Source organism: Kluyvera sichuanensis (genome assembly GCF_014218705.1).
GTDB lineage: Bacteria > Pseudomonadota > Gammaproteobacteria > Enterobacterales > Enterobacteriaceae > Kluyvera > Kluyvera sichuanensis.
Window position 1 is genome coordinate 24,821 of record NZ_JABBJF010000001.1, and the last position, 19,052, is coordinate 43,872.

Here is a 19,052-nt window from a genome sequence, read left to right on the forward strand (position 1 = left end):
GTGTATTTTTGTTGTGAGATAAGAATATCACCTAATAATAATCCTATTTCAGGATGTTTCAGTCTGCTTGATCCAGGTGATGTTACCGGTAATTTTATTGGATTAAATAAGTTCGTTGATGCGTGGTAGAAGAAAAGCGCCGGGCAATGTGCTATTGCCCGGCGAGAGATAGGGGGAGGGAATTAGCGTTTAACGACGCGGATGGTCTGGCTCAGGCGAGCCGGTTTTTCTTCGGTGGCTTTCTGCGTTGCGCTGGCGCAGGCAGTTTCGACACAGACGAAGGTTTTGTAACCATCATCCGGCATATCGGCCATGCTGACGGACAGCGCTGGGCCTGGGTTCCAGCCAACGACGTTGACGTGGTGGTGGTGGATGACGTCGATGGTACGGTTCAGAGAAGTATCGCTGATCACGCTGCATGCTTCCGGGTTCAGGTACACGCGGTCGGTACGATCCGGGAAGGTCTGAACGCCGTCGCTCAGTTCGCCAATTTCTGCGTTCTGCACTTTGTCGATATAACGGTCGCCGAGGCCGCTGACTTTCACTGCGTGAATATCGCCAACGTTGAAGTAGGTGTGCAGCGCAGTGGTGGTTTCGAACTCACCGTGCGCTTCCAGTTCCATCTCGCAGGTTTTACCCAGCTTGAAGCGAGCGAGCAGGGTGAACTCGTGCGGCCAGTATTGACGGGTTGCATCGCTGCTTTTCAGTTCGAAGGTCAGCACTACGCCGTTGTCGTCTTCGTTATGGGCTTTCAGCTCCCACGGCAGATTACGAGCAAAGCCGTGCGCCGGGAAACCTTGTTGAGCTGCTGGGCCAAACCATGGCCAGCAGATTGGTACGCCGCCGCGCAGCGCCACGCCGTCTTTGAACGGAGTGTTGTTGCTCAGCCACAGTACTTCTTCTTCGCCCGCTGGTTTCCAGGAGAGCAGGTGCGCGCCCTGGAAGGCAAGGGAGGCTTTCACTTTTGGGTGGTCTACAACGATAAGCTCCAGCTCATCAAGCTGACGACGGGAGAGGATAGGGGTAAGCTGTTCAATGACCGGGAGAGCGAAAATTGTGTTAATCATGATGCAATCCTTGGTGTTTTAAGATTTTTGGCCATAAAAAAAGGCGACCGAAGTCGCCTTTTTGGATCAGATTCTCATCTCAACTTATTTGGAGATGTGAGCGATCAGGTCCAGTACTTTGTTAGAGTAACCAGTTTCGTTGTCGTACCAGGAAACCAGTTTAACGAAGTTGTCGTTCAGAGCGATACCAGCTTTAGCATCGAATACGGAAGTGCAAACTTCACCGTTGAAATCGGTAGATACAACGTCGTCTTCGGTGTAACCCAGAACGCCTTTCATTGCGCCTTCGGAAGCAGCTTTGATTGCTTTCTTAATTTCTTCATAAGAAGCAGCTTTTTCCAGACGAACGGTCAGGTCAACTACGGATACGTTAGGGGTTGGAACGCGGAACGCCATACCAGTCAGTTTGCCATTCAGTTCTGGCAGTACTTTACCTACTGCTTTAGCAGCACCGGTAGAGGATGGGATGATGTTCTGAGCTGCGCCGCGGCCGCCGCGCCAGTCTTTGTGAGACGGGCCATCAACGGTTTTCTGAGTAGCGGTGGTCGCGTGAACAGTAGTCATCAGACCTTCGATGATGCCGAAGTTGTCGTTGATAACTTTAGCCAGCGGTGCCAGGCAGTTGGTGGTGCAGGATGCGTTAGAAACGATGTCCTGGCCTTCGTATTTGTCAAAGTTAGCGCCTTTAACAAACATAGGGGTGTTGTCTTTGGAAGGACCAGTCAGAACAACTTTTTTCGCGCCAGCAGCAATGTGCTTACGAGCGGTTTCGTCAGTCAGGAACAGACCAGTTGCTTCAGCAACAACGTCAACGCCTGCTTCGTTCCACTTCAGGTTAGCCGGATCACGCTCAGCGGTAACACGGATTTTTTTACCGTTAACGATCAGATGACCGTCTTTCACTTCAACGGTACCGTTGAAACGGCCGTGAGTGGAGTCATATTTCAGCATGTAAGCCATGTAGTCTGCGTCTAACAGATCGTTGATTGCAACGATCTCGATGTCAGAACGTTCCTGAGCAGCACGGAAAACAATGCGACCGATACGGCCAAAACCGTTGATACCTACTTTGATAGTCATATATTCCACCAGCTATTTGTTAGTGAATAAAAGGTTGCCTGTAAAATTACAAAAACCTTACGCAGCGTCAAGCGGAATCGTGTCAATCATTGCGACAAATCAATCCTCTGCCTAAGCTTTGGTCGACTGACGTGTCTCACTCTTCCTATGAGCTTGAAACCACATGAGGGCGGCGCCGGGGATTTTAAAGGGCGCAGAAGATAAAAATGTGATTTAAGTCACAATTACCCGGCTGCCTTTTCACGCCGATTAAGTTTAGAACAAAAGTTCAGGCTTCATTGTTAATGTTTTGTTAGAATCGTCTGGCGAATGTATTTTTCATAGTGAGATGTGAGCAAAATGGTGAAGAAACCCACCCCAGAAGAACTGAAAAATACCCTCAGTGAAATGCAGTTCTATGTCACCCAGAAACATGGCACAGAACCGCCGTTTACCGGGCGTTTACTGCACAACAAGCGCGATGGGATTTACCACTGCCTGGTGTGTGACGAGCCGTTATTTCATTCCCAAAGCAAGTTTGATTCTGGATGCGGCTGGCCGAGTTTTTATGAGCCGGTGAGCGATACGGCCATCCGTTATCTCAATGATTACTCCCACGGCATGCAACGTACTGAAATCCGTTGTGGAAATTGCGACGCGCACCTTGGGCACGTTTTCCCTGACGGTCCGCAGCCGACTGGCGAACGTTTTTGCGTCAACTCGGCGTCGCTGAGCTTCACGGATGACGAAAACGGCGATGCCACTAAAGGTTGAAGAAACGATTCAGCAAATTATTCCTGAAAAAAGGAGCGGGGCATGAGTATTGAGCAAATGATCGAGACGATGACGCCGGAAATTTACCAGCGTCTCGCCACTGCGGTGGAGCTGGGAAAATGGCCTGACGGCGTGGCGTTAACCGCGGAACAGAAAGAGAACTGTTTACAGCTGGTGATGCTCTGGCAGTCACGCAACAACCAAGATGCTCAGCATATGACCATCGATACCCAGGGCCAAATGGTGATGAAGAGCAAGCAGCAGTTGAAAGAGGACTTCGGCATTGCACCGAAGCCCATCGCTACCTTCAAACAGCATTAAGCCGCCGCCCACGGTTCAATCAGCCGCGCTTTGGCATACCAGAGCGCTTCTCTGACCGCCACGGGCCTGTTCAGCAGGCCCAGTGCGTAGAAGCGGTCAGCGATGGTCTGCTGCGCGCGTATTGCCTGCATATCCATCTCACGGGTCTGATGGCTACGTCGCGCCAGCGCGCAGGCCAGCGATCCGGTATCCAGCCCCAGCTCACTAGCCAACAGCTGTGCCGCTTCATGACGATGGCGGTCGATAAACCTGCCGGTTTTCACCAGCGCCGCCACGATCCCGGTGATGATCTCTTCGTTATGCTGCGCGTACTGACGGCGGGTGATATAAAACTGATGGTTATTGACCCGTCCTTCACCGGTCGCCAGCACCCGTAGCGTGCCGCTGCGTTCTGCCGCGCTCAGTACCGGGTCCCACATCATCCACGCGTCTGCCGCCAGGTAGTCGCTGGCGGTTAACGGATACTTTGGCGGCGCGTAGACCACTTTCACGTCGTCCAGCCCCAGCCCGGCCTCTTCCAGAATCTGTACCAGCAGCCAGTGCACGTTGGAACCTTTGTTCAGCGCAATGCGTTTGCCTTTGAGCTGCTCCGGTGAGCGGATATCGCTGTCATGCGGCACCACCATCGCGACGCTGCGTGGGGCAGGAGGCTCCCAGGCGACGTACAGCAGCGTGTTGTCCTTCGCCTGCGCGAAAATCGGCGGCGCTTCGCCAGTGGTACCAAAATCTATCTCATCATTACCCAGCGCCTGCAGTAGCTGCGGGCCCGCGGGATATTCGCTCCACAGTACATTCACCCCTAAATCAGCAAACGACTGTTCCAGCAGCTGACGCGCTTTCAGCACGCCAAGATTGCCAAAGCGCTGGTAGCCAATACGCAACTCGCGTTCACGCGGTGCAGGCGGCGGCAGCTCGCCGGGTTTACGCCGCTGCTTAATTACCCCCAGATGCGCCAACTGTGTACGCAGCGTGTGACGGCTCATGCCGAGCAGCGAAGCCGCCTGGCTTTGGTTGTTATCACTTTGACTCATGGCGGTGTGGATCATCGCCCGCAGCATACGGTCGTACAGCGCGCCGCTGTGCGTCTGAAGCTGACGGTGCATAAAGGCCGTCAGCTCATCGCTCTCTTCCTGCGCAGGCTGGGGGGATGACATGGCTGACGTAAGCCGCAGATGTTCCGGCAGTAGCCATAAATCGGGGTTCAGCAATACCGCATTATGCAGGGTGTTTTCCAGCTCGCGGATATTACCCGGCCAGGGATAGTCCAGCATCATTGCCAGCGTTTCCTGGGCAATTTTCTGCTCGGTGCGCCCGAGTCGACGGGCATAGAGCTGGATAAAGTGATCGGCCAGCACCGGGATATCCTGTTTTCGCTGACGCAGCGGCGGCAGGTTAACGGCGGCGATGTTCAGGCGATAAAAGAGATCCTCACGAAAGCGCCGTTCCTGAATGGCGCGCTGGAGGTCGACGTGCGTCGCCGCAATCACCCGGACGTTGATACGAACGGGCTTATGCGATCCGACGCGGGTAATTTCCCGTTCCTGAAGGACGCGCAGTAGCTTGACCTGTAGCGCCGGGCTCAGCTCGCCAATTTCATCGAGCAGCAGGGTGCCGCCCTCTGCCGCCTCAAACCAGCCCTGATGGCGGTGCGTCGCGCCGCTGAACGCGCCTTTCTCATGGCCGAACAGTTCTGACTCCGCTAGCGACTCGGTTAACGCCCCGCAGTTCACCGCCAGAAACGGCGCGTTGGCGCGCGGGCTATGCCGATGCAGATAGCGCGCCACCACCTCTTTACCGGTGCCGGTTTCGCCGATGATAAGTACCGTGGCGTCGGTTGGGGCGAGCCGATTGAGCACCTTCTGAAAGGCCTGTGAAGCGGGGTCAACCAGCTCAGGGCCTGATGATGTGAGTTCTGCGTTGAGCATGGTGAGCCTCCAGCTAATTCCTGTCTGGACGGTATCTTTTGCGCGCTGAATTTGCCAGAGGGGGGAAGGCGGGATTTGTCGCCATTGCAGCAATTTTTGCCGATGCGGTGTTGCATTTGCAACAGCCTTGTCGTGAAAGCGATTTTTATAACACAATGAATTAAAACATTATTTTCTCTTTAAAAAACTGGCACGCATTTCGCTAATCTCTTTATAACTGACTTAAATAACCGCTTCTATAAATACCAAATATAGTTATAAAGGAAATGGATAATGACCGTACAAGCCGCTGAGAACATCAATATCTTCTGGTTCCTACCAACCCACGGCGATGGGCGCTATCTGGGCACCACCGAAGGGGGGCGCCCGGTGGATCTTCCCTATCTGCAGCAGGTGGCGCTGGCCGCCGACAGCCTCGGCTACTACGGCGTGCTGATCCCGACCGGTAAAAGCTGCGAAGATTCCTGGCTGGTGGCGGCGGCGTTAGCGCCCATCACCCGAAATTTACGCTATCTGGTGGCCGTTCGCCCTGGATTGCAGCCGCCGACGCTGGCAGCGCGGATGGCGGCTACCCTCGACCGTCTTTCCGAAGGGCGTTTGCTGATAAACGTCGTTACCGGCGGCGATCCGGTGGAAAACAAAGGCGATGGCATCTTCTTGAGCCACAGCGAGCGCTATGAAGTAACCCACGAATTTCTGGACGTCTACCGCCGCCTATTGGCTGGAGAAAAAGTGGACTATCACGGTGAGCATATTCAGGTCGAGGGGGCGGAGGTGCTGTTTCCGACGGTGCAGCGCAACGGGCCGCCGCTCTATTTTGGCGGTTCATCGGCGCAGGCCATTGAGGTGGCCGCCGACCATATCGACGCCTATCTCACCTGGGGAGAACCACCGGCGCAGGTGGCGGAAAAGCTAGCGGTGGTGAAAGCGCGCGCTGAAGAGAAAGGACGCACGCTGGAGTATGGCATCCGCCTGCACGTGATTGTGCGGGAAACGGAAGAAGAGGCCTAGGCCGCCGCCGACAAACTGATTGCACACCTGGATGATGAGACTATCGCGCAGGCGCAGCAGATTTTCTCCCGTATGGACTCCACCGGTCAGGCGCGCATGAGCGCCCTGCATAACGGTAACCGCGACAACCTGCGTATTGCGCCAAACCTCTGGGCGGGCGTCGGACTGGTGCGCGGCGGCGCTGGCACCGCGCTGGTGGGCAGTCCACAGCAGGTTGCAGAGCGTATCCGTGAGTATCAGGCGCTGGGCATCACCAACTTTATCTTCTCTGGGTACCCCCATCTGGAAGAGGCGCACCGTTTTGCGGAGCTGGTCATGCCGCTGTTGCCGACCAGCACCCAGCCGCGCTCGGCGAAGGGGCAGCTCAACACCGGGCCGTTTGGTGAAACCATCGGCGGGGCGAAACGTCCGGTCAAACAGGTCAGCGCGAGCTGAAGGGGCGACACTATGCAGCAACGGATGAGTGAACCCCATGTGGTGATCGTCGGGGGCGGGTTTAGCGGTACGGCAGTTGCCATCCACCTGCTGCGCGAAGCGGCACGCCCGCTGCGGATCAGCATTATCGAACCTCGTCATGCCCTGGGACTGGGCGTGGCCTATTCGGCTACCGACCCGGCGCACCGGATTAACGTCCCCGCCGCGCGAATGCAGCTCGCCGGGGATGACGACGGTGCGTTTGACCGCTGGTATCGCCGTTACGGCGACTTTCCACAGGACCCGCAGGCATTGCTTGCGGACGGCAGCGTCTATCCGCAGCGCGGTGCGTTTGGCCGTTATCTTCAGGCCACGCTGACGGCTGAAGCCCGTGCGCATCGTGGTCGTGTGGTGCATCTACAGGACCGCGCCGTTGGCTGGCAGGACGGTCGGGTGGTGACGGAAAAAGGCGAGCGGCTTCTGCCCGATAGCCTGGTGCTGGCGATTAGCCATCCGCCGCCGCAGCTACCGGGAGCCGTTTGCGAACTGGCGGCTCACCCACGGCTGATCGCGAACCCATGGCAGAGCGGCGCGCTCGCGGCGATCCCCGCCAGCGCACGGGTCGCCATTATGGGCACCGCGCTGAGCATGGGGGACGTGGTGGCCTCGCTGGAACGGCTTGGACATCAGGGCGAGATCATCGCCTTTTCGCGTCACGGTCTGCTCTCACGGCCTAATGCACCCATCAATTTACCCAAGTGGACGGCGGATTATCTGGCGGGCACGCTGCGCCAGCGGTTGGCGCGCATCCGCCAGGATATTCGCCGCGCGGCAGAGCAAGGGCTGCCCTGGCAAGTGGTGCTGGACACTGTGCGTAGCCAGGGGCAGGCCATCTGGCAGCAGATGAGCGAGACGGAGAAGCGGCAGTTTTTACGTCATCTACGGCGCTTCTGGGATGTGCATCGCTATCGCATTGCGCCGCAGGTATCACAGGCGATTGCCGCGCGCCAGCGTGCGGGGTTGCTGCGCGTACAGGCTGCCCGCTTAAATGCTGTGACGGCGGAAGGCGACGCGCTACGTCTGCAGTTGCAGCCACGCGGCGGTCAGCCTCAGTTCGAGACGGTGGACTATCTGGTGCTGACCACCGGGCCTGCGCATAGCCAGTTGATTAGCAGTCAGCCCTTTTTCCGGGCGCTTGAACAGGCCGGGATGATTCGTGCCGACGCGCTGGGTATGGGCATTGAGGTGGATGCGCAGTCGCAGCCCGCGGGCAGCACATTACCCATCTGGGTCGCCGGTCCGGCGGCGCGTGGGCGCTTTGGCGAACTGATGGGGCTACCGCAGGTGGCGGATCACGCCCAGCAGGTCGCGCAGTCGGTGCTGGAACGGCTCGACTGCCGCCAGCTCGCGTTATCGTAACTTTACCAACTCTATTTTTGCGCCGGGGCATGACCGGGCGTAAGGGGAAAACGCTATGTCATCACAACGTGAAATTCGTCTGAACGCTTTTGATATGAACTGTGTCGGCCACCAATCGCCGGGGCTATGGGCCCATCCGCGTGACCGCTCCTGGCAGTATAAGGATCTCGATTATTGGGTCGATCTGGCGCGCCTGCTGGAGCGAGGTAAGTTCGACGGCCTGTTTATTGCCGACGTGCTGGGGGTTTACGACGTCTACAACGGCAACGGCGATGCGGCCATTCGCCAGGCCGCGCAGGTGCCGGTGAACGATCCGCTGGCGCTGGTGACGCCAATGGCGCTGGTCACCGAACATCTGGGGTTTGGCCTGACGGCATCGCTGTCGTTTGAGCACCCGTATCCGTTTGCCCGCCGCCTGTCGACGCTGGATCATCTAACCAAAGGGCGCGTGGGCTGGAACATTGTCACCTCCTATCTGGAGAGCGGGGCGCGCAATATCGGCCAGCAGGCGCAGACGGCGCACGATGCCCGCTACGACTACGCGGATGAATATCTGGAGGTTATCTACAAGCTGCTGGAAGGTAGCTGGGAAGAGGGTGCGATTCTGCGTGACCGCGAGCGACGAATCTTCAGCGACCCGAACAAGATTCATGCGATTAACCACCATGGGAAGTTTTTCGACGTACCGGGCTACCATCTGTGCGAACCCTCGCCGCAGCGTACGCCGGTGCTTTATCAGGCGGGGGCTTCCAGCCGTGGTAAACAGTTTGCTGCCAGCCACGCCGAGTGCGTTTTTGTTGCCTCGCCGTCGAAAAGCGCGCTGAAGCGGACGGTAGCGGATATTCGCCGTCGCGCCGAAGAGGCCGGGCGCGACCCGCGCAGCATTCTGATCTTCAATATGCAAACGGTAATCGTGGGTGAAACCGACAAAGCGGCGCAGGCAAAGTGGCAGGAGTATAAAAACTGGACCAGCTACGAAGGCGCGCTGGCGCTCATTTCCGGCTGGACGGGGATTGATTTTGGCCAGTATCAGCCTGATGAAGTTTTTACCTATGCGAAAACCAACGCCATTCAATCGGTGGTGGACACCTTCTCAACCGCTGACCCAGAGCGTCAGTGGTCGGTGAAGGCGATGGCGGATTGGGTGGGCATTGGCGGCTTTGGTCCGCTGATGGTGGGTAGCGCCCAGACGGTGGCGGACGAACTGCAATCGTGGGTGGAAGAGACGGACGTGGACGGTTTTAACCTGGCCTATGCAGTGACCCATGAAACGTTCACCGATGTTGTGGAGCTCTTAATTCCAGAGCTGCAAAAGCGCGGGGTTTACAAGCAGGAGTATAGCCAGGGCACGCTGCGCGAGAAGCTGTTCGGCGGCAGCGCCCGGTTGCAGGCGCCGCATCCGGGAGCCGGTTACCGTATTCATGAACAAAGCGGGATGTTAACGCCGGTGCGATACCTATAATCCGTAGCCCGGCCAAGCGAAGCGCCGCCGGGATGGCTCGATGTTTCATCTGGCACCGAGCCACCCCCGGAGTCGGCGGAACGCCTCGTCCGGGCTACTTGTTTAGTGTTTGATCCCCAGCGACTCGGCCAGCTGCTTCGCCAGCTGGTTGTTGTCATCGGCACCGTACTCCCAGAACATCGCGCCAGCCAGCCCTTTGCTCTTAATGTACTCGGCCTTGATGCTCACCGAACGCGGGTTCTCATAAGAGAGCGCGAACAGCGGTTTGCCGTCCGTTGACTGCACCGACAACCATGGCACCTTCGCCTGGTCATCCCAGTGCTCGGTAAAGCGTTTTTGCGGGTCGTTCAGCAGTTTGCTGACAATATCGTTGTACTTCACGTAGGTATCTTTGCTGAGGTCTACGCCCAGCGATTTAAACAGATCCACCTCGTGCGGCCCAAAGTAAGGCTGGGTCACCGGGTTTTTCTGTGCATCCGGCTTGCTCCAGTCAATGCCCGGCTCAACCGTACGTTTTGGCACCCGGCCATAGAAACCGATGCCGAGGTTCATCTGGCTTGGCTTCAGACCGGCAGCCAGATAGTTATTCACCACGAAGTCGGCGCTGTACTTATCCGCCGCAGCTACCGTTGGCCACTGGGTCGAATCATAAAGGTTGGAGTTGAAATACTGAGTACCGTACGCCATGTCGTAGGTCATCAGGTTGATGTAATCGAGCAGCGGCGCAATGGCTTTCACGTCCACCCAGCTTTTCGGGCTTTCCGCATTGGCGCCTACGGCAATGGTCACCAGCTTTTTATGGCCAAACGTATCGCGCAGTTCTTTAAGCAGCGTCGTGAAGTTATCCCGGTCCGCCGGTTGGCTGGCGACCAGACCCCATGCGCCGTTGACCGGGTATTCCCAGTCAAGGTCGATACCATCCAAACCATATTTCGCCACCACATCCTGCACCGAGCGGACAAATACCGCCCGGGATTCTGGCGTGGCCGCCGCGCCGGAGAAGCCGCGAGCCCCCCAGCCGCCGACGGACAGCAGCACTTTCAGATCGGGGTTCTGTTTACGCAACGTAGGGATCTTTTCTAAATCGGCCTGCACTTTCGGCGAGAGCCAGATTTGGTGCAGTTTGGTTGGATCTTTTAACGCGTCGTTGGTTTCGTCTTTCTCGTCGTTGTAGATAAGGCCGAACGAATAGTTCAGGTGGGTAATCTGGCGAACGTCGAGCTTATCGATGTCGCCGCCGGGCCCCGCCGTCACGTCACCGCCACCGTTGAAGTAGCCGACGGACATCAAGGAATTCGCGGAAACAACCGAGGCGCAGAGCAGGGGTAATGCTGCCAGCAAAGGCAAAAGTTTCATAAACGGTCCTCTTTGACATTAAAAAAGCAAACACGCCACGGAAATGGCGTGGCGAAAAAACAGCCGTTCGAACATATCACTGCCGCTGGGTTAAATCTGCGAGATGGTTCACGAGGGGAGAAGACGATTTACGTCAGGGAATATTGTAAATGGATGGATGATTTTTTATACTTTGTGTACGGATTTATTCCGTACAAGGTAAATTTTCTGGAGTCATCATGCCTGCACTGAAAAAACAACGAATCGATCTTCGACTAAACGATGACGATAAAAGGATCATTGAAGAGGCAGCTGCCATGAGTAATCAGACTATCACGCAGTTTGTCGTGGAGAGCGCTTCAGGACGAGCGGCTGAAATTATTGAACAGCATCGACGTCAAGTGCTGAACGAAGCATCCTGGAACCGTGTTATGGATGCCATTGCACAACCGGTGATCCCTGATGAGAGGCTGCAGCGAGCGGTTAAACGTCTGCGCAATATGGAATAGAGGATGGGATTATGGATAATCTGACCATCGAGATGTTTTCTGAAGGCAGGGAATATGACTTCTCTGAATTTGATTGCGGAGAAGAGTCGCTTAATCTCTTTCTTGTAGAGCATCTTGCTCGTCAGCATCGTGGGCGTATTCTGCGTGGTTATTTACTCATCACGCGCGATCCAATCCCGAGGGTCCTAGGGTACTACACGTTATCCGGTAGCAGCTTCGAGAAAGAGACGCTGCCTTCTAAAAACCAACGGCGTAAAGTACCTTATACCAATGTACCTAGCGTGACATTGGGCCGCCTGGCGGTGCATAAAACGTTACAGGGAAACGCGTGGGGAACGATGATGGTCGCACATGCGATGAGGGTTGTGCATAGTGCTTCGCAAGCTGTGGGCGTACATGGTCTGTTTGTCGATGCGTTGAACGACAACGCGAAATCATTTTATCTGACATTGGGGTTTATAGCGTTGGTGGGCGAGAACGCAAATTCTTTGTTCTATCCCACCAAATCTATTGAGGCGTTGTTTGAGCAAAAATAATGCCTTTCAGCCCTGAATTTCCAGCCAGTCATCCAGCGTATACAGCGTTGCTCCCTCGACCGCCATTTCCATAAACGCATTGGCGCTGTCCTGCGGCTGAATATTGACGCCGCGGCAGCCGTCGGTGATAACGTTGACCGTATAGCCAAGCTGTAATGCATCCAGTACGGTGAACTTCACGCAGTAATCGGTTGCCAGCCCCAACACCACAAGCTCGTCGATACCGCGCTCACGCAGCCATGCGTCGAGACCGGTTTTCTGGCGATGGCCGTTGTCGAAAAAGGCGCTGTAGCTGTCGATATTGACGCTTTCACCTTTGTGGAACACGGCATCGATCTCCTGAGCCGTCAACAGCGGATGCAGCGCCGCGCCGTCGCTGTGCTGCACGCAGTGATCCGGCCAGAAGGTCTGCGGAAGGCCATCGAGCGTGCCCTGGCTGTAGACGGCTACCGCGTGCTGGCTGGCAAAGCTGCCGTGGTTGGCGGGGTGCCAGTCCTGGCTTGCGACGACCACATCACCGCGAATCTTCGCGGCGCGGATGAGCAGATTTGCCACGTCGACGGTGCTGTCACCGTCGGCGACGGCAAGTGCCCCACCGGCGCAGAAATCATTTTGTAAATCGACCAATAACAGTGCACGTTGTGTCATCTCGCTCTCCTTACTCGTCCGGCGTCAGTTCACCGCGCAGGTTCTGCTGCATGGCGCTGCGGATAGCGTCGGCATCCAGCCCCTGGCTTAACAGATAGTGCAGTTTGGTCAACGTGGCTTCTACCGTCATGTCAGAGCCGCTAATCACGCCCGCCTGCGCCAGCGCGTTACCGGTGGCGTAGCCGCCCATGTTCACTTTGCCAGACATGCACTGGGTGAGGTTCACCACTACGATGCCGCGCTTGCTTGCTTCCGCCAGTTCATTGACGAAAACGCCGTTTTGAGGAGCATTGCCCACGCCGTAAGAGCGCAGAATCAGCGCTTTAACCGGCTGGAGCAGGAAGTTACGCACCATGTCGGCGGAGATGCCGGGATAAATGGTCACCACGCCAATCGGCTGCGGCGTAATCGGGTGCACAATCAGTTCGCCTTCGCCGTGTGGTGCAGGCGGGGTGCCTAATTTGCGGATATGGATCCCGGCTTCCAGCAGTGGCTGCAGGTTTGGCGAAGCGAAAGCATCAAAGCCGTCGGCGTGCGCTTTGGTGGTGCGGTTGCCACGATAGAGGCGATTATTGAAGAACAGGGTCACTTCATTAATCGGGTAGTTCGCGGCGACGTACAGCGAGTTTAGCAGGTTGATCTGCCCATCGGAACGCAGCTCGGCCAGCGGGATCTGTGAACCGGTAACGATAACCGGTTTACCGAGATTTTCCAGCATAAACGAGAGCGCCGAGGCGGTGAACGCCATGGTGTCGGTGCCGTGCAGAATCACAAAACCGTCGTACTCGTCGTAGTGCGCTTTGATGTCGTCGGCGATGTGCTGCCAGTCTTCCGGCGTCATGTCGGAAGAGTCCATCAGCGGGTCGTATTCGTGGATCGTAAAGTCCGGCATTTCGGGGCGATGGAACTCAGGCATCAGCGCCAGCTGGCGCTGGAGATGACCGGAAACCGGAATGTAGCCGTGGTCAGAGCGCTGCATCCCGATGGTCCCGCCGGTGTAGGCGACGTAAATAGATTTTTTTTGCATGGGGTCGTCTATTGATTAATCGAAAGAAAATCCCCTCCATGTGGAGGGGATTGCGATTAGCGAATATTGGCGCAGGTCAGGCAAAATGCATAGCGATTTTGCGGATCGTTAAACACCGCCAGCTTGTCGCTCTCGGCTTTTACCGTATTGGCGGCCGCCGCCAGCGGGGCAGGCAGATAGGCCTGCACGGCCTGAGGCAGCGAGGCGCGCACCGAACCGGATACGCTATCCATCACCATATCAAAGAACGTCGGTTCGCTCTGGTAGTAGTCAACATGCCAGGATTTCACTTTCGCGAGCTCCGCAGCTTTCGCTACCGCATCGTCGAAATCACCGAGGCTATCAACCAGCCCGTTAGCCTTCGCATCTTCACCGGTCCACACGTGGCCCTGTGCAATCTTGTCGATTGCTTCAGGCGTACTCTTACGTGCCTGCGCCACGAGTGTGATAAAGCGCTTGTAGCCGTTTTCGATGCTGAGCTGCATCATCTGCTGCACTTCAGGCGGCAGGGCTTTGGTCACCGCCATATCGGCCAGCGGTGAGGTTGCCACGCCATCGGTGTGCACGCCGATGGAATCCAGCGTGTTTTCAACGGTGTTGATCACCCCGAAGATACCGATAGAGCCGGTCAACGTGCTTGGGCTGGCGACGATGTAATCCGCTGGCGTAGAGATCCAGTAGCCACCGGAAGCGGCCATACCGCCCATCGAAACGACTACCGGTTTGCCAGCTGCTTTGGCTGCTGCCAGCTCTTCGCGGATCACCTCAGAGGCGCTAACGCTGCCGCCAGGGCTGTTCACGCGCAGTACGATGGCTTTCACTTTCGGATCCAGACGCGCATCGCGAATCTGCGACGCGGTGGTGTCGCCGCCGACGTTACCCGGGGTTTCTTCACCGTCCATAATGGCGCCGTTTGCGAAGATAACGGCGATGCTTGAGCCGGTATCTGCCGGGGTTTTCACCACGTAGTCATACATGCTGACGGCACGATAGTTGTTATCGGCCTTGCTCCAGCCAAACGCTTTGGTCATCGCTTTTTCGATATCCGCGCTTGAGCCCAGCGCATCAACCAGCTTGTTGTCGAGTGCGTATTTTGCCGTGTCACCGTCCGCTTTACGCAGCCCGTCGAGTAGCCCCTGCGCGCCTGGGAAGACCTGCTGCGCGGTAATCTGACGGTTAGCGGCGATGGTATTCAGGTAGTTCTGCCACAGCTCACCAATCCAGCGGCTGTCCGCTTCGCGCGCGGCAGGGGACATATCGTCACGGATAAACGGCTCAACGGCGGATTTATAGGTGCCGACGCGGAACACGTGGGTCGAGACCTTCAGCTTATCGAGCAGCGACTTGTAGTACAGGCCGTTGGTGGCGAAACCGTGCAGGTCAACCACGCCCTGCGGCGACAGCCAGATTTTGTTGGCGAAGCTCGCCAGATAATATTGCCCCTGGCTGTAGCTATCGCCGACGGCGTAAACCGGTTTGCCGGTGTCGCGGAATTCGCGCAGCGCCTTGCCGATATACTGCATCGACGGCTGATCGCCACCGGCGAAGTTTTTCAGATCCAGCACGATGCCGGTGATATTGCGGTCGTCTTTCGCCTGGCGAATAGTCTGCACGATATCAAACAGCGAGTTTTCCTGCAGGCGATCGCTGCTGGCGCCGAAAATCTGGCGGCCAATCACGCTAAGCTTGCTGCTGGCGGAAGGCTTATCCACCACCACGCCGCTGATATCCAGCAGCAGCGCACCGCGGCTACTACGCTCGCTGGTGGTGCTGCTACTGACCTGCAACCAGATGCCGACGCCAACCAGCACCAGCAGAATAAAGAACAGGTTCAGCACCAGCTCGCGTACGAAGTTGAGCAGCCGCCACGTCCATTTAAAGAATCCGGCAATAAAGCGCCATAGGGTTCGCATGTATTCTCCCTGCAAGAAATAAAAGGTTTACCGAAACGGCAAAACGTGTGGCTATCCTAAATAGACCGCCGCCGCTTGTCAGCAGGAATCGCCTTCGGCGCTGTAACAAAATCCTCGCGCATGTTAATTTTATGAAAAATAACATGAGAGGGTTACTCAATGGACGCACTTGAACTACTCGTTAATCGCCGCAGCGCTTCCCGTCTGGCAGAGCCCGCACCGGCAGGCGAAGCGCTGGAAAACATCCTCCGCGCCGGGATGCGCGCTCCGGATCACGGCACCTTGCAGCCGTGGCAGTTTGTGGTGATTGAAGGCGCAGGCCGTGAGCGTTTCAGCCAGTTGCTGGAGCAGGGCGCGATTGCTGCGCAAAGCGATGAGAAGGCTATCGAAAAAGCGCGCAATGCGCCGTTCCGCGCGCCGATGATCATCACCGTGATTGCCAAATGCCAGGATCACCCAAAAGTGCCGAAGTGGGAGCAGGAAATGTCGGCAGGCTGCGCGGTGATGGCGATGCAGATGGCCGCCGTTGCTCAGGGCTTTAACGGCATCTGGCGCAGCGGTGCGCTGACCGAAAGTCCGGTGGTGCGCGAAGGGCTGCAATGTGGCGAGCAGGATAAAATTGTCGGCTTCCTCTATCTCGGCACGCCGCAGCTCAAAGCGTCGACGACCATCACCTTCCCGGATACGGCACCGTTCGTCCGTTACCTTTAAAAAAACCGTTACGATTGTCTGGAATATAGGCAACTGCCCACGAATTCAGACAGTCGTACTTATCACGGCTCTGTTCTGGCGTTAACGGACAACACATTCTGGTCATTAGCTAGTAAGAATACGCTTAAAAATGTGACGTGAGGTTAAAAAATACACAGATAGATAATCATAAGTGCCACTACACTAAATCTTGAACGGATAGCGTTTTTAAGAGGGAATAATGCCTCTCGCGCCAAAGGGCTTGGCTTAATCTCACGATAAGGCGACAACACTATCGAGGCCAACAATGCCACAAGTCATAATAGAATTATCTGAATATGAAGAGTTAAAAAAACGCAGCAAGGATCTACTTGATCAAGTGACTTATCTTGAAAGTAGTCTATCTGCTGCAAGGGGCGAAAAAAAAGAGATAGTGACGATAGAGCGAGTGGTTAATGTTCGTAATAGAAAAGAAGAATGGGCGATCGTTATTTTAATTTCTATTGTTATTGGAATTGCTATTGGCGTTCAATTTCACTAACTTCTTGCTTTGTAATAAAATTATTCCATCAAGACGTTAAAGGATGTTGTTAATGTTTGACACTATTAAAGCCATTTTTTCTACGAACAAGAAGCCTTTAGGGCTTCTTGTTAATGTCATAAGATAGACGTCAGTTTTTATTATTAATTCATATGCTACATGTTCGTAATGAAAAACAGGGTAGTCTAAAAAACTCTGGTTATCATTGTTTATACACTTCACAGTTGCCATAAAATAATGAGTGATTTCCATCGCTGGCCTCAAATGTCTTACCATCAAATACGATATTGTCTGCTGGTTGTGCTTGCTTTCCTTGTAATGTTTTAAACTCAGTGACATGATAGAGCGTATCACCGGGTTTAGCTTCTTTGGCTTCAAGTGAAATTCCGCCATTTTCAGCAGTAATTACCCCCTCAAAGTTAACAACCATCATCCATGCTTTACTATTGGACATACTAGTGCATAAATAGGCTGCTGCGGGCGTGTCAATCGCTTGTGCTAGCGAAGGTACGAATAATGTACTTAACCAGAACAAATATTTCATCCTTTATACCCCTTTTTTCGTGCATGTTTCATAAATTCAAATTTATTGTCATTAAATTCTTTTTGAATACAACCATCCATCTCTTGAGAAATAAATGGTTGAGTGCGAAGTCTAAATTTTTTTGCCTCGATGTTTACACTATCGATTAAAACCTGGTCAGGTTCTTCATCTGGGGTTTCTTTCATGGCGTACTTCATAACCTCCAGATAGTAGTACATTCGACAGCGCTTAATGGTTATTTGAAAGATTGCACAAGCATAAATATGCTGCTGGGTTGGCATAATTCAAAATCATTAATTTATACCAATTAATGGGAGTTCATTAAAACACTGAGGAGAGACAATTTACCTTATCGTTGCAGAGCAATGCAATCATTCATCACACCAATTGTATTAAACCTTTTTATTAACATGTATGGAATGCAAGTTTTTACTAATAATCAGCGGTGAAAATGAAATTTCGTGTGCGAATAGCGAACTGATTTTAACTGTTGTTAATGTTTTTTTGGGGTGGTTAATATTGTTTTAACATTGAAGTATTCATTCTGTTTTTTTCGACTTAAAAGGGGATAAGATAATTTATAAAAGTAATCAACGTGAATCTCTCGAAAATATAGCATTCCACGGTATGTTTCTTAAACACCAATAAAGCCTGACATAGGATTGTGGCCTCCAGCGTTGGTTCTTTCCTTAATACAGTCGCTCTCCATGTGATAGAATCTCTAACGTTTTAGACATATTAAATTTTGTTTAGTTGGAAAATTCTAATAAAATTAGCATGTTATAGAATTTCCGAACAATCAGGAGTTGTCCATGAGCGAGCAGGCCATTCGTTTAACGCAGTACAGCCACGGAGCGGGTTGCGGTTGTAAAATTTCACCGAAGGTGCTGGAGACCATCCTGCACAGCGAGCAGACGAAGTTTATCGACCCGAACCTGCTTGTGGGTAACGAAACTCGCGACGATGCCGCCGTTTACGACCTGGGTAACGGTACCTCGGTCATCAGCACCACCGATTTCTTTATGCCAATTGTCGACAACCCGTTCGACTTTGGCCGCATTGCGGCGACCAACGCTATCAGCGATATCTTCGCGATGGGCGGTAAGCCGATTATGGCGATTGCCATCCTCGGCTGGCCAATTAACACCCTGGCGCCGGAAATTGCCCGTGAAGTGACCGAAGGCGGGCGCTTTGCCTGCAAACAGGCCGGTATTGCGCTGGCGGGCGGTCACTCCATCGACGCGCCGGAACCGATTTTCGGCCTGGCGGTCACCGGTATCGTTCCGACCGAGCGCGTGAAGAAAAACAGTACTGCGCAGGCGGGCTGCAAGCTGTTCCTGACCAAACCGTTGGGGATTGGCGTGTTGACCACCGCCGAGAAAAAATCGCTGCTGAAGCCAGAGCACCAGGGGCTGGCGACGGAAGTGATGTGCCAGATGAACCTGGTGGGCTCGGCGTTTGCCAATATCGAAGGCGTTAAAGCGATGACCGATGTGACCGGTTTTGGTCTGCTCGGCCACCTGAGCGAAATGTGCCAGGGCGCAGGCGTCCAGGCACAGATTGACTTCGACGCGGTGCCGAAACTGCCGGGCGTAGCCGAATATATTGAGCTTGGCGCCGTGCCGGGCGGGACCGAACGTAACTTTGCCAGCTATGGTCACCTGATGGGCTCCATGACCGCCTCACAACGTGCGCTGCTCTGCGACCCGCAAACCTCCGGCGGCCTGCTGCTGGCGGTCACGCCGGACGCCGAAGAAGCGGTGCATGCGGCGGCTGCGGAATTTGGTATCAACCTGACCGCCATCGGCGAACTGGTGACCGCGCGCGGTGGCCGTCCGATGATCGAGCTGCGCTGAA

The 19,052-nt window shown here is 54.8% G+C and carries 18 protein-coding genes and 1 pseudogene; 10 read left to right on the top strand and 9 right to left on the bottom strand.

Annotated features, from left to right (window positions below; genetic code table 11):
* Positions 1-182 precede the first annotated feature (182 nt).
* Together HII27_RS00115 and gapA are read right to left on the bottom strand one after the other, a co-directional pair.
* Entirely contained in the window at positions 183-1,067 is an 885-nt protein-coding gene (locus HII27_RS00115) for a D-hexose-6-phosphate mutarotase (RefSeq protein ID WP_185665963.1), read from the bottom strand.
* A gap of 84 nt (positions 1,068-1,151) precedes the next feature.
* Positions 1,152-2,147 carry a glyceraldehyde-3-phosphate dehydrogenase gene (gene gapA / locus HII27_RS00120; RefSeq protein WP_035894601.1) on the bottom strand — a complete coding sequence of 332 codons (996 nt, stop codon included), beginning with the start codon at positions 2,145-2,147 and terminating at the stop codon, positions 1,152-1,154.
* 339 nt (positions 2,148-2,486) lie between these two features.
* Here gapA and msrB point away from each other — a divergent pair, with 339 nt between their 5' ends.
* Together msrB and HII27_RS00130 are read left to right on the top strand one after the other, a co-directional pair.
* The gene (gene msrB, locus HII27_RS00125; protein ID WP_185665964.1) at positions 2,487-2,900 is read left to right on the top strand and encodes a peptide-methionine (R)-S-oxide reductase MsrB; all 414 of its coding nucleotides are present in this window, start codon (positions 2,487-2,489) and stop codon (positions 2,898-2,900) included.
* Positions 2,901-2,942: 42 nt separating this feature from the next.
* Positions 2,943-3,221 (top strand): YeaC family protein, encoded by a 279-nt coding sequence (locus HII27_RS00130; protein WP_185665965.1) that lies wholly within the window; start codon positions 2,943-2,945, stop codon positions 3,219-3,221.
* On the opposite strand, the gene HII27_RS00135 is transcribed toward HII27_RS00130, so the two are convergent.
* Positions 3,218-5,146 (bottom strand): sigma-54-dependent Fis family transcriptional regulator, encoded by a 1,929-nt coding sequence (locus HII27_RS00135; protein ID WP_185665966.1) that lies wholly within the window; start codon positions 5,144-5,146, stop codon positions 3,218-3,220. The two genes, HII27_RS00130 and HII27_RS00135, sit on opposite strands and share 4 nt — an antisense overlap.
* A 273-nt stretch (positions 5,147-5,419) precedes the next feature.
* Here HII27_RS00135 and ssuD point away from each other — a divergent pair.
* The 3 genes and pseudogenes from ssuD (at position 5,420) to HII27_RS00150 (ending at position 9,452) form a co-directional block, all read left to right on the top strand.
* Positions 5,420-6,592: pseudogene (gene ssuD, locus HII27_RS00140) on the top strand (FMNH2-dependent alkanesulfonate monooxygenase).
* A 12-nt stretch (positions 6,593-6,604) separates the two neighbouring features.
* Positions 6,605-7,990, top strand: a complete 1,386-nt coding sequence (locus tag HII27_RS00145; protein ID WP_223883115.1) for an FAD/NAD(P)-binding protein — start codon at positions 6,605-6,607, stop codon at positions 7,988-7,990.
* A 55-nt stretch (positions 7,991-8,045) separates the two neighbouring features.
* A complete protein-coding gene (locus HII27_RS00150) occupies positions 8,046-9,452 on the top strand; it encodes an LLM class flavin-dependent oxidoreductase (RefSeq protein WP_185665967.1) in 1,407 nt (468 codons plus the stop codon).
* A 102-nt stretch (positions 9,453-9,554) separates the two neighbouring features.
* Here HII27_RS00150 and HII27_RS00155 read toward each other — a convergent pair whose 3' ends face one another.
* A complete protein-coding gene (locus tag HII27_RS00155) occupies positions 9,555-10,808 on the bottom strand; it encodes a glycoside hydrolase family 18 protein (protein ID WP_185665968.1) in 1,254 nt (417 codons plus the stop codon).
* 218 nt (positions 10,809-11,026) lie between these two features.
* On the opposite strand from HII27_RS00155, the gene HII27_RS00160 reads away from it, so the two are divergent.
* Together HII27_RS00160 and HII27_RS00165 are read left to right on the top strand one after the other, a co-directional pair.
* Positions 11,027-11,296, top strand: a complete 270-nt coding sequence (locus tag HII27_RS00160) for a type II toxin-antitoxin system TacA family antitoxin (protein WP_185665969.1) — start codon at positions 11,027-11,029, stop codon at positions 11,294-11,296.
* Between the two features lie 11 nt (positions 11,297-11,307).
* Entirely contained in the window at positions 11,308-11,832 is a 525-nt protein-coding gene (locus HII27_RS00165; RefSeq protein WP_185665970.1) for a GNAT family N-acetyltransferase, read from the top strand.
* 6 nt (positions 11,833-11,838) lie between these two features.
* On the opposite strand, the gene pncA is transcribed toward HII27_RS00165, so the two are convergent.
* The 3 genes from pncA to sppA are packed head-to-tail and all read right to left on the bottom strand — an operon-like array spanning position 11,839 to position 15,420.
* Positions 11,839-12,480, bottom strand: a complete 642-nt coding sequence (gene pncA / locus HII27_RS00170) for a bifunctional nicotinamidase/pyrazinamidase (protein ID WP_185665971.1) — start codon at positions 12,478-12,480, stop codon at positions 11,839-11,841.
* 10 nt (positions 12,481-12,490) lie between these two features.
* Entirely contained in the window at positions 12,491-13,507 is a 1,017-nt protein-coding gene (gene ansA, locus HII27_RS00175; protein WP_185665972.1) for an asparaginase, read from the bottom strand.
* 56 nt (positions 13,508-13,563) lie between these two features.
* Positions 13,564-15,420 (bottom strand): signal peptide peptidase SppA, encoded by a 1,857-nt coding sequence (gene sppA / locus HII27_RS00180; protein ID WP_185665973.1) that lies wholly within the window; start codon positions 15,418-15,420, stop codon positions 13,564-13,566.
* Between the two features lie 159 nt (positions 15,421-15,579).
* Here sppA and HII27_RS00185 point away from each other — a divergent pair, with 159 nt between their 5' ends.
* Together HII27_RS00185 and HII27_RS00190 are read left to right on the top strand one after the other, a co-directional pair.
* Entirely contained in the window at positions 15,580-16,131 is a 552-nt protein-coding gene (locus HII27_RS00185; protein ID WP_185665974.1) for an NAD(P)H nitroreductase, read from the top strand.
* Between the two features lie 286 nt (positions 16,132-16,417).
* Positions 16,418-16,651, top strand: coding sequence for a hypothetical protein (locus tag HII27_RS00190; RefSeq protein WP_185665975.1), 234 nt, complete (start codon positions 16,418-16,420; stop codon positions 16,649-16,651).
* Positions 16,652-16,853: 202 nt separating this feature from the next.
* Here the strand turns inward: HII27_RS00190 and HII27_RS00195 are convergent, their stop codons facing one another.
* Both HII27_RS00195 and HII27_RS00200 read right to left on the bottom strand, forming a co-directional pair.
* On the bottom strand, positions 16,854-17,195 hold the full coding sequence (locus HII27_RS00195; protein WP_185665976.1) for a hypothetical protein: 342 nt from the start codon (positions 17,193-17,195) through the stop codon (positions 16,854-16,856).
* Positions 17,192-17,380 carry a hypothetical protein gene (locus HII27_RS00200; protein ID WP_185665977.1) on the bottom strand — a complete coding sequence of 63 codons (189 nt, stop codon included), beginning with the start codon at positions 17,378-17,380 and terminating at the stop codon, positions 17,192-17,194. The genes HII27_RS00195 and HII27_RS00200 overlap by 4 nt, the downstream gene beginning before the upstream one ends.
* Before the next feature lie 627 nt (positions 17,381-18,007).
* Here HII27_RS00200 and selD point away from each other — a divergent pair.
* Positions 18,008-19,051, top strand: coding sequence for a selenide, water dikinase SelD (gene selD, locus HII27_RS00205; protein ID WP_185665978.1), 1,044 nt, complete (start codon positions 18,008-18,010; stop codon positions 19,049-19,051).
* Position 19,052 lies beyond the last annotated feature (1 nt).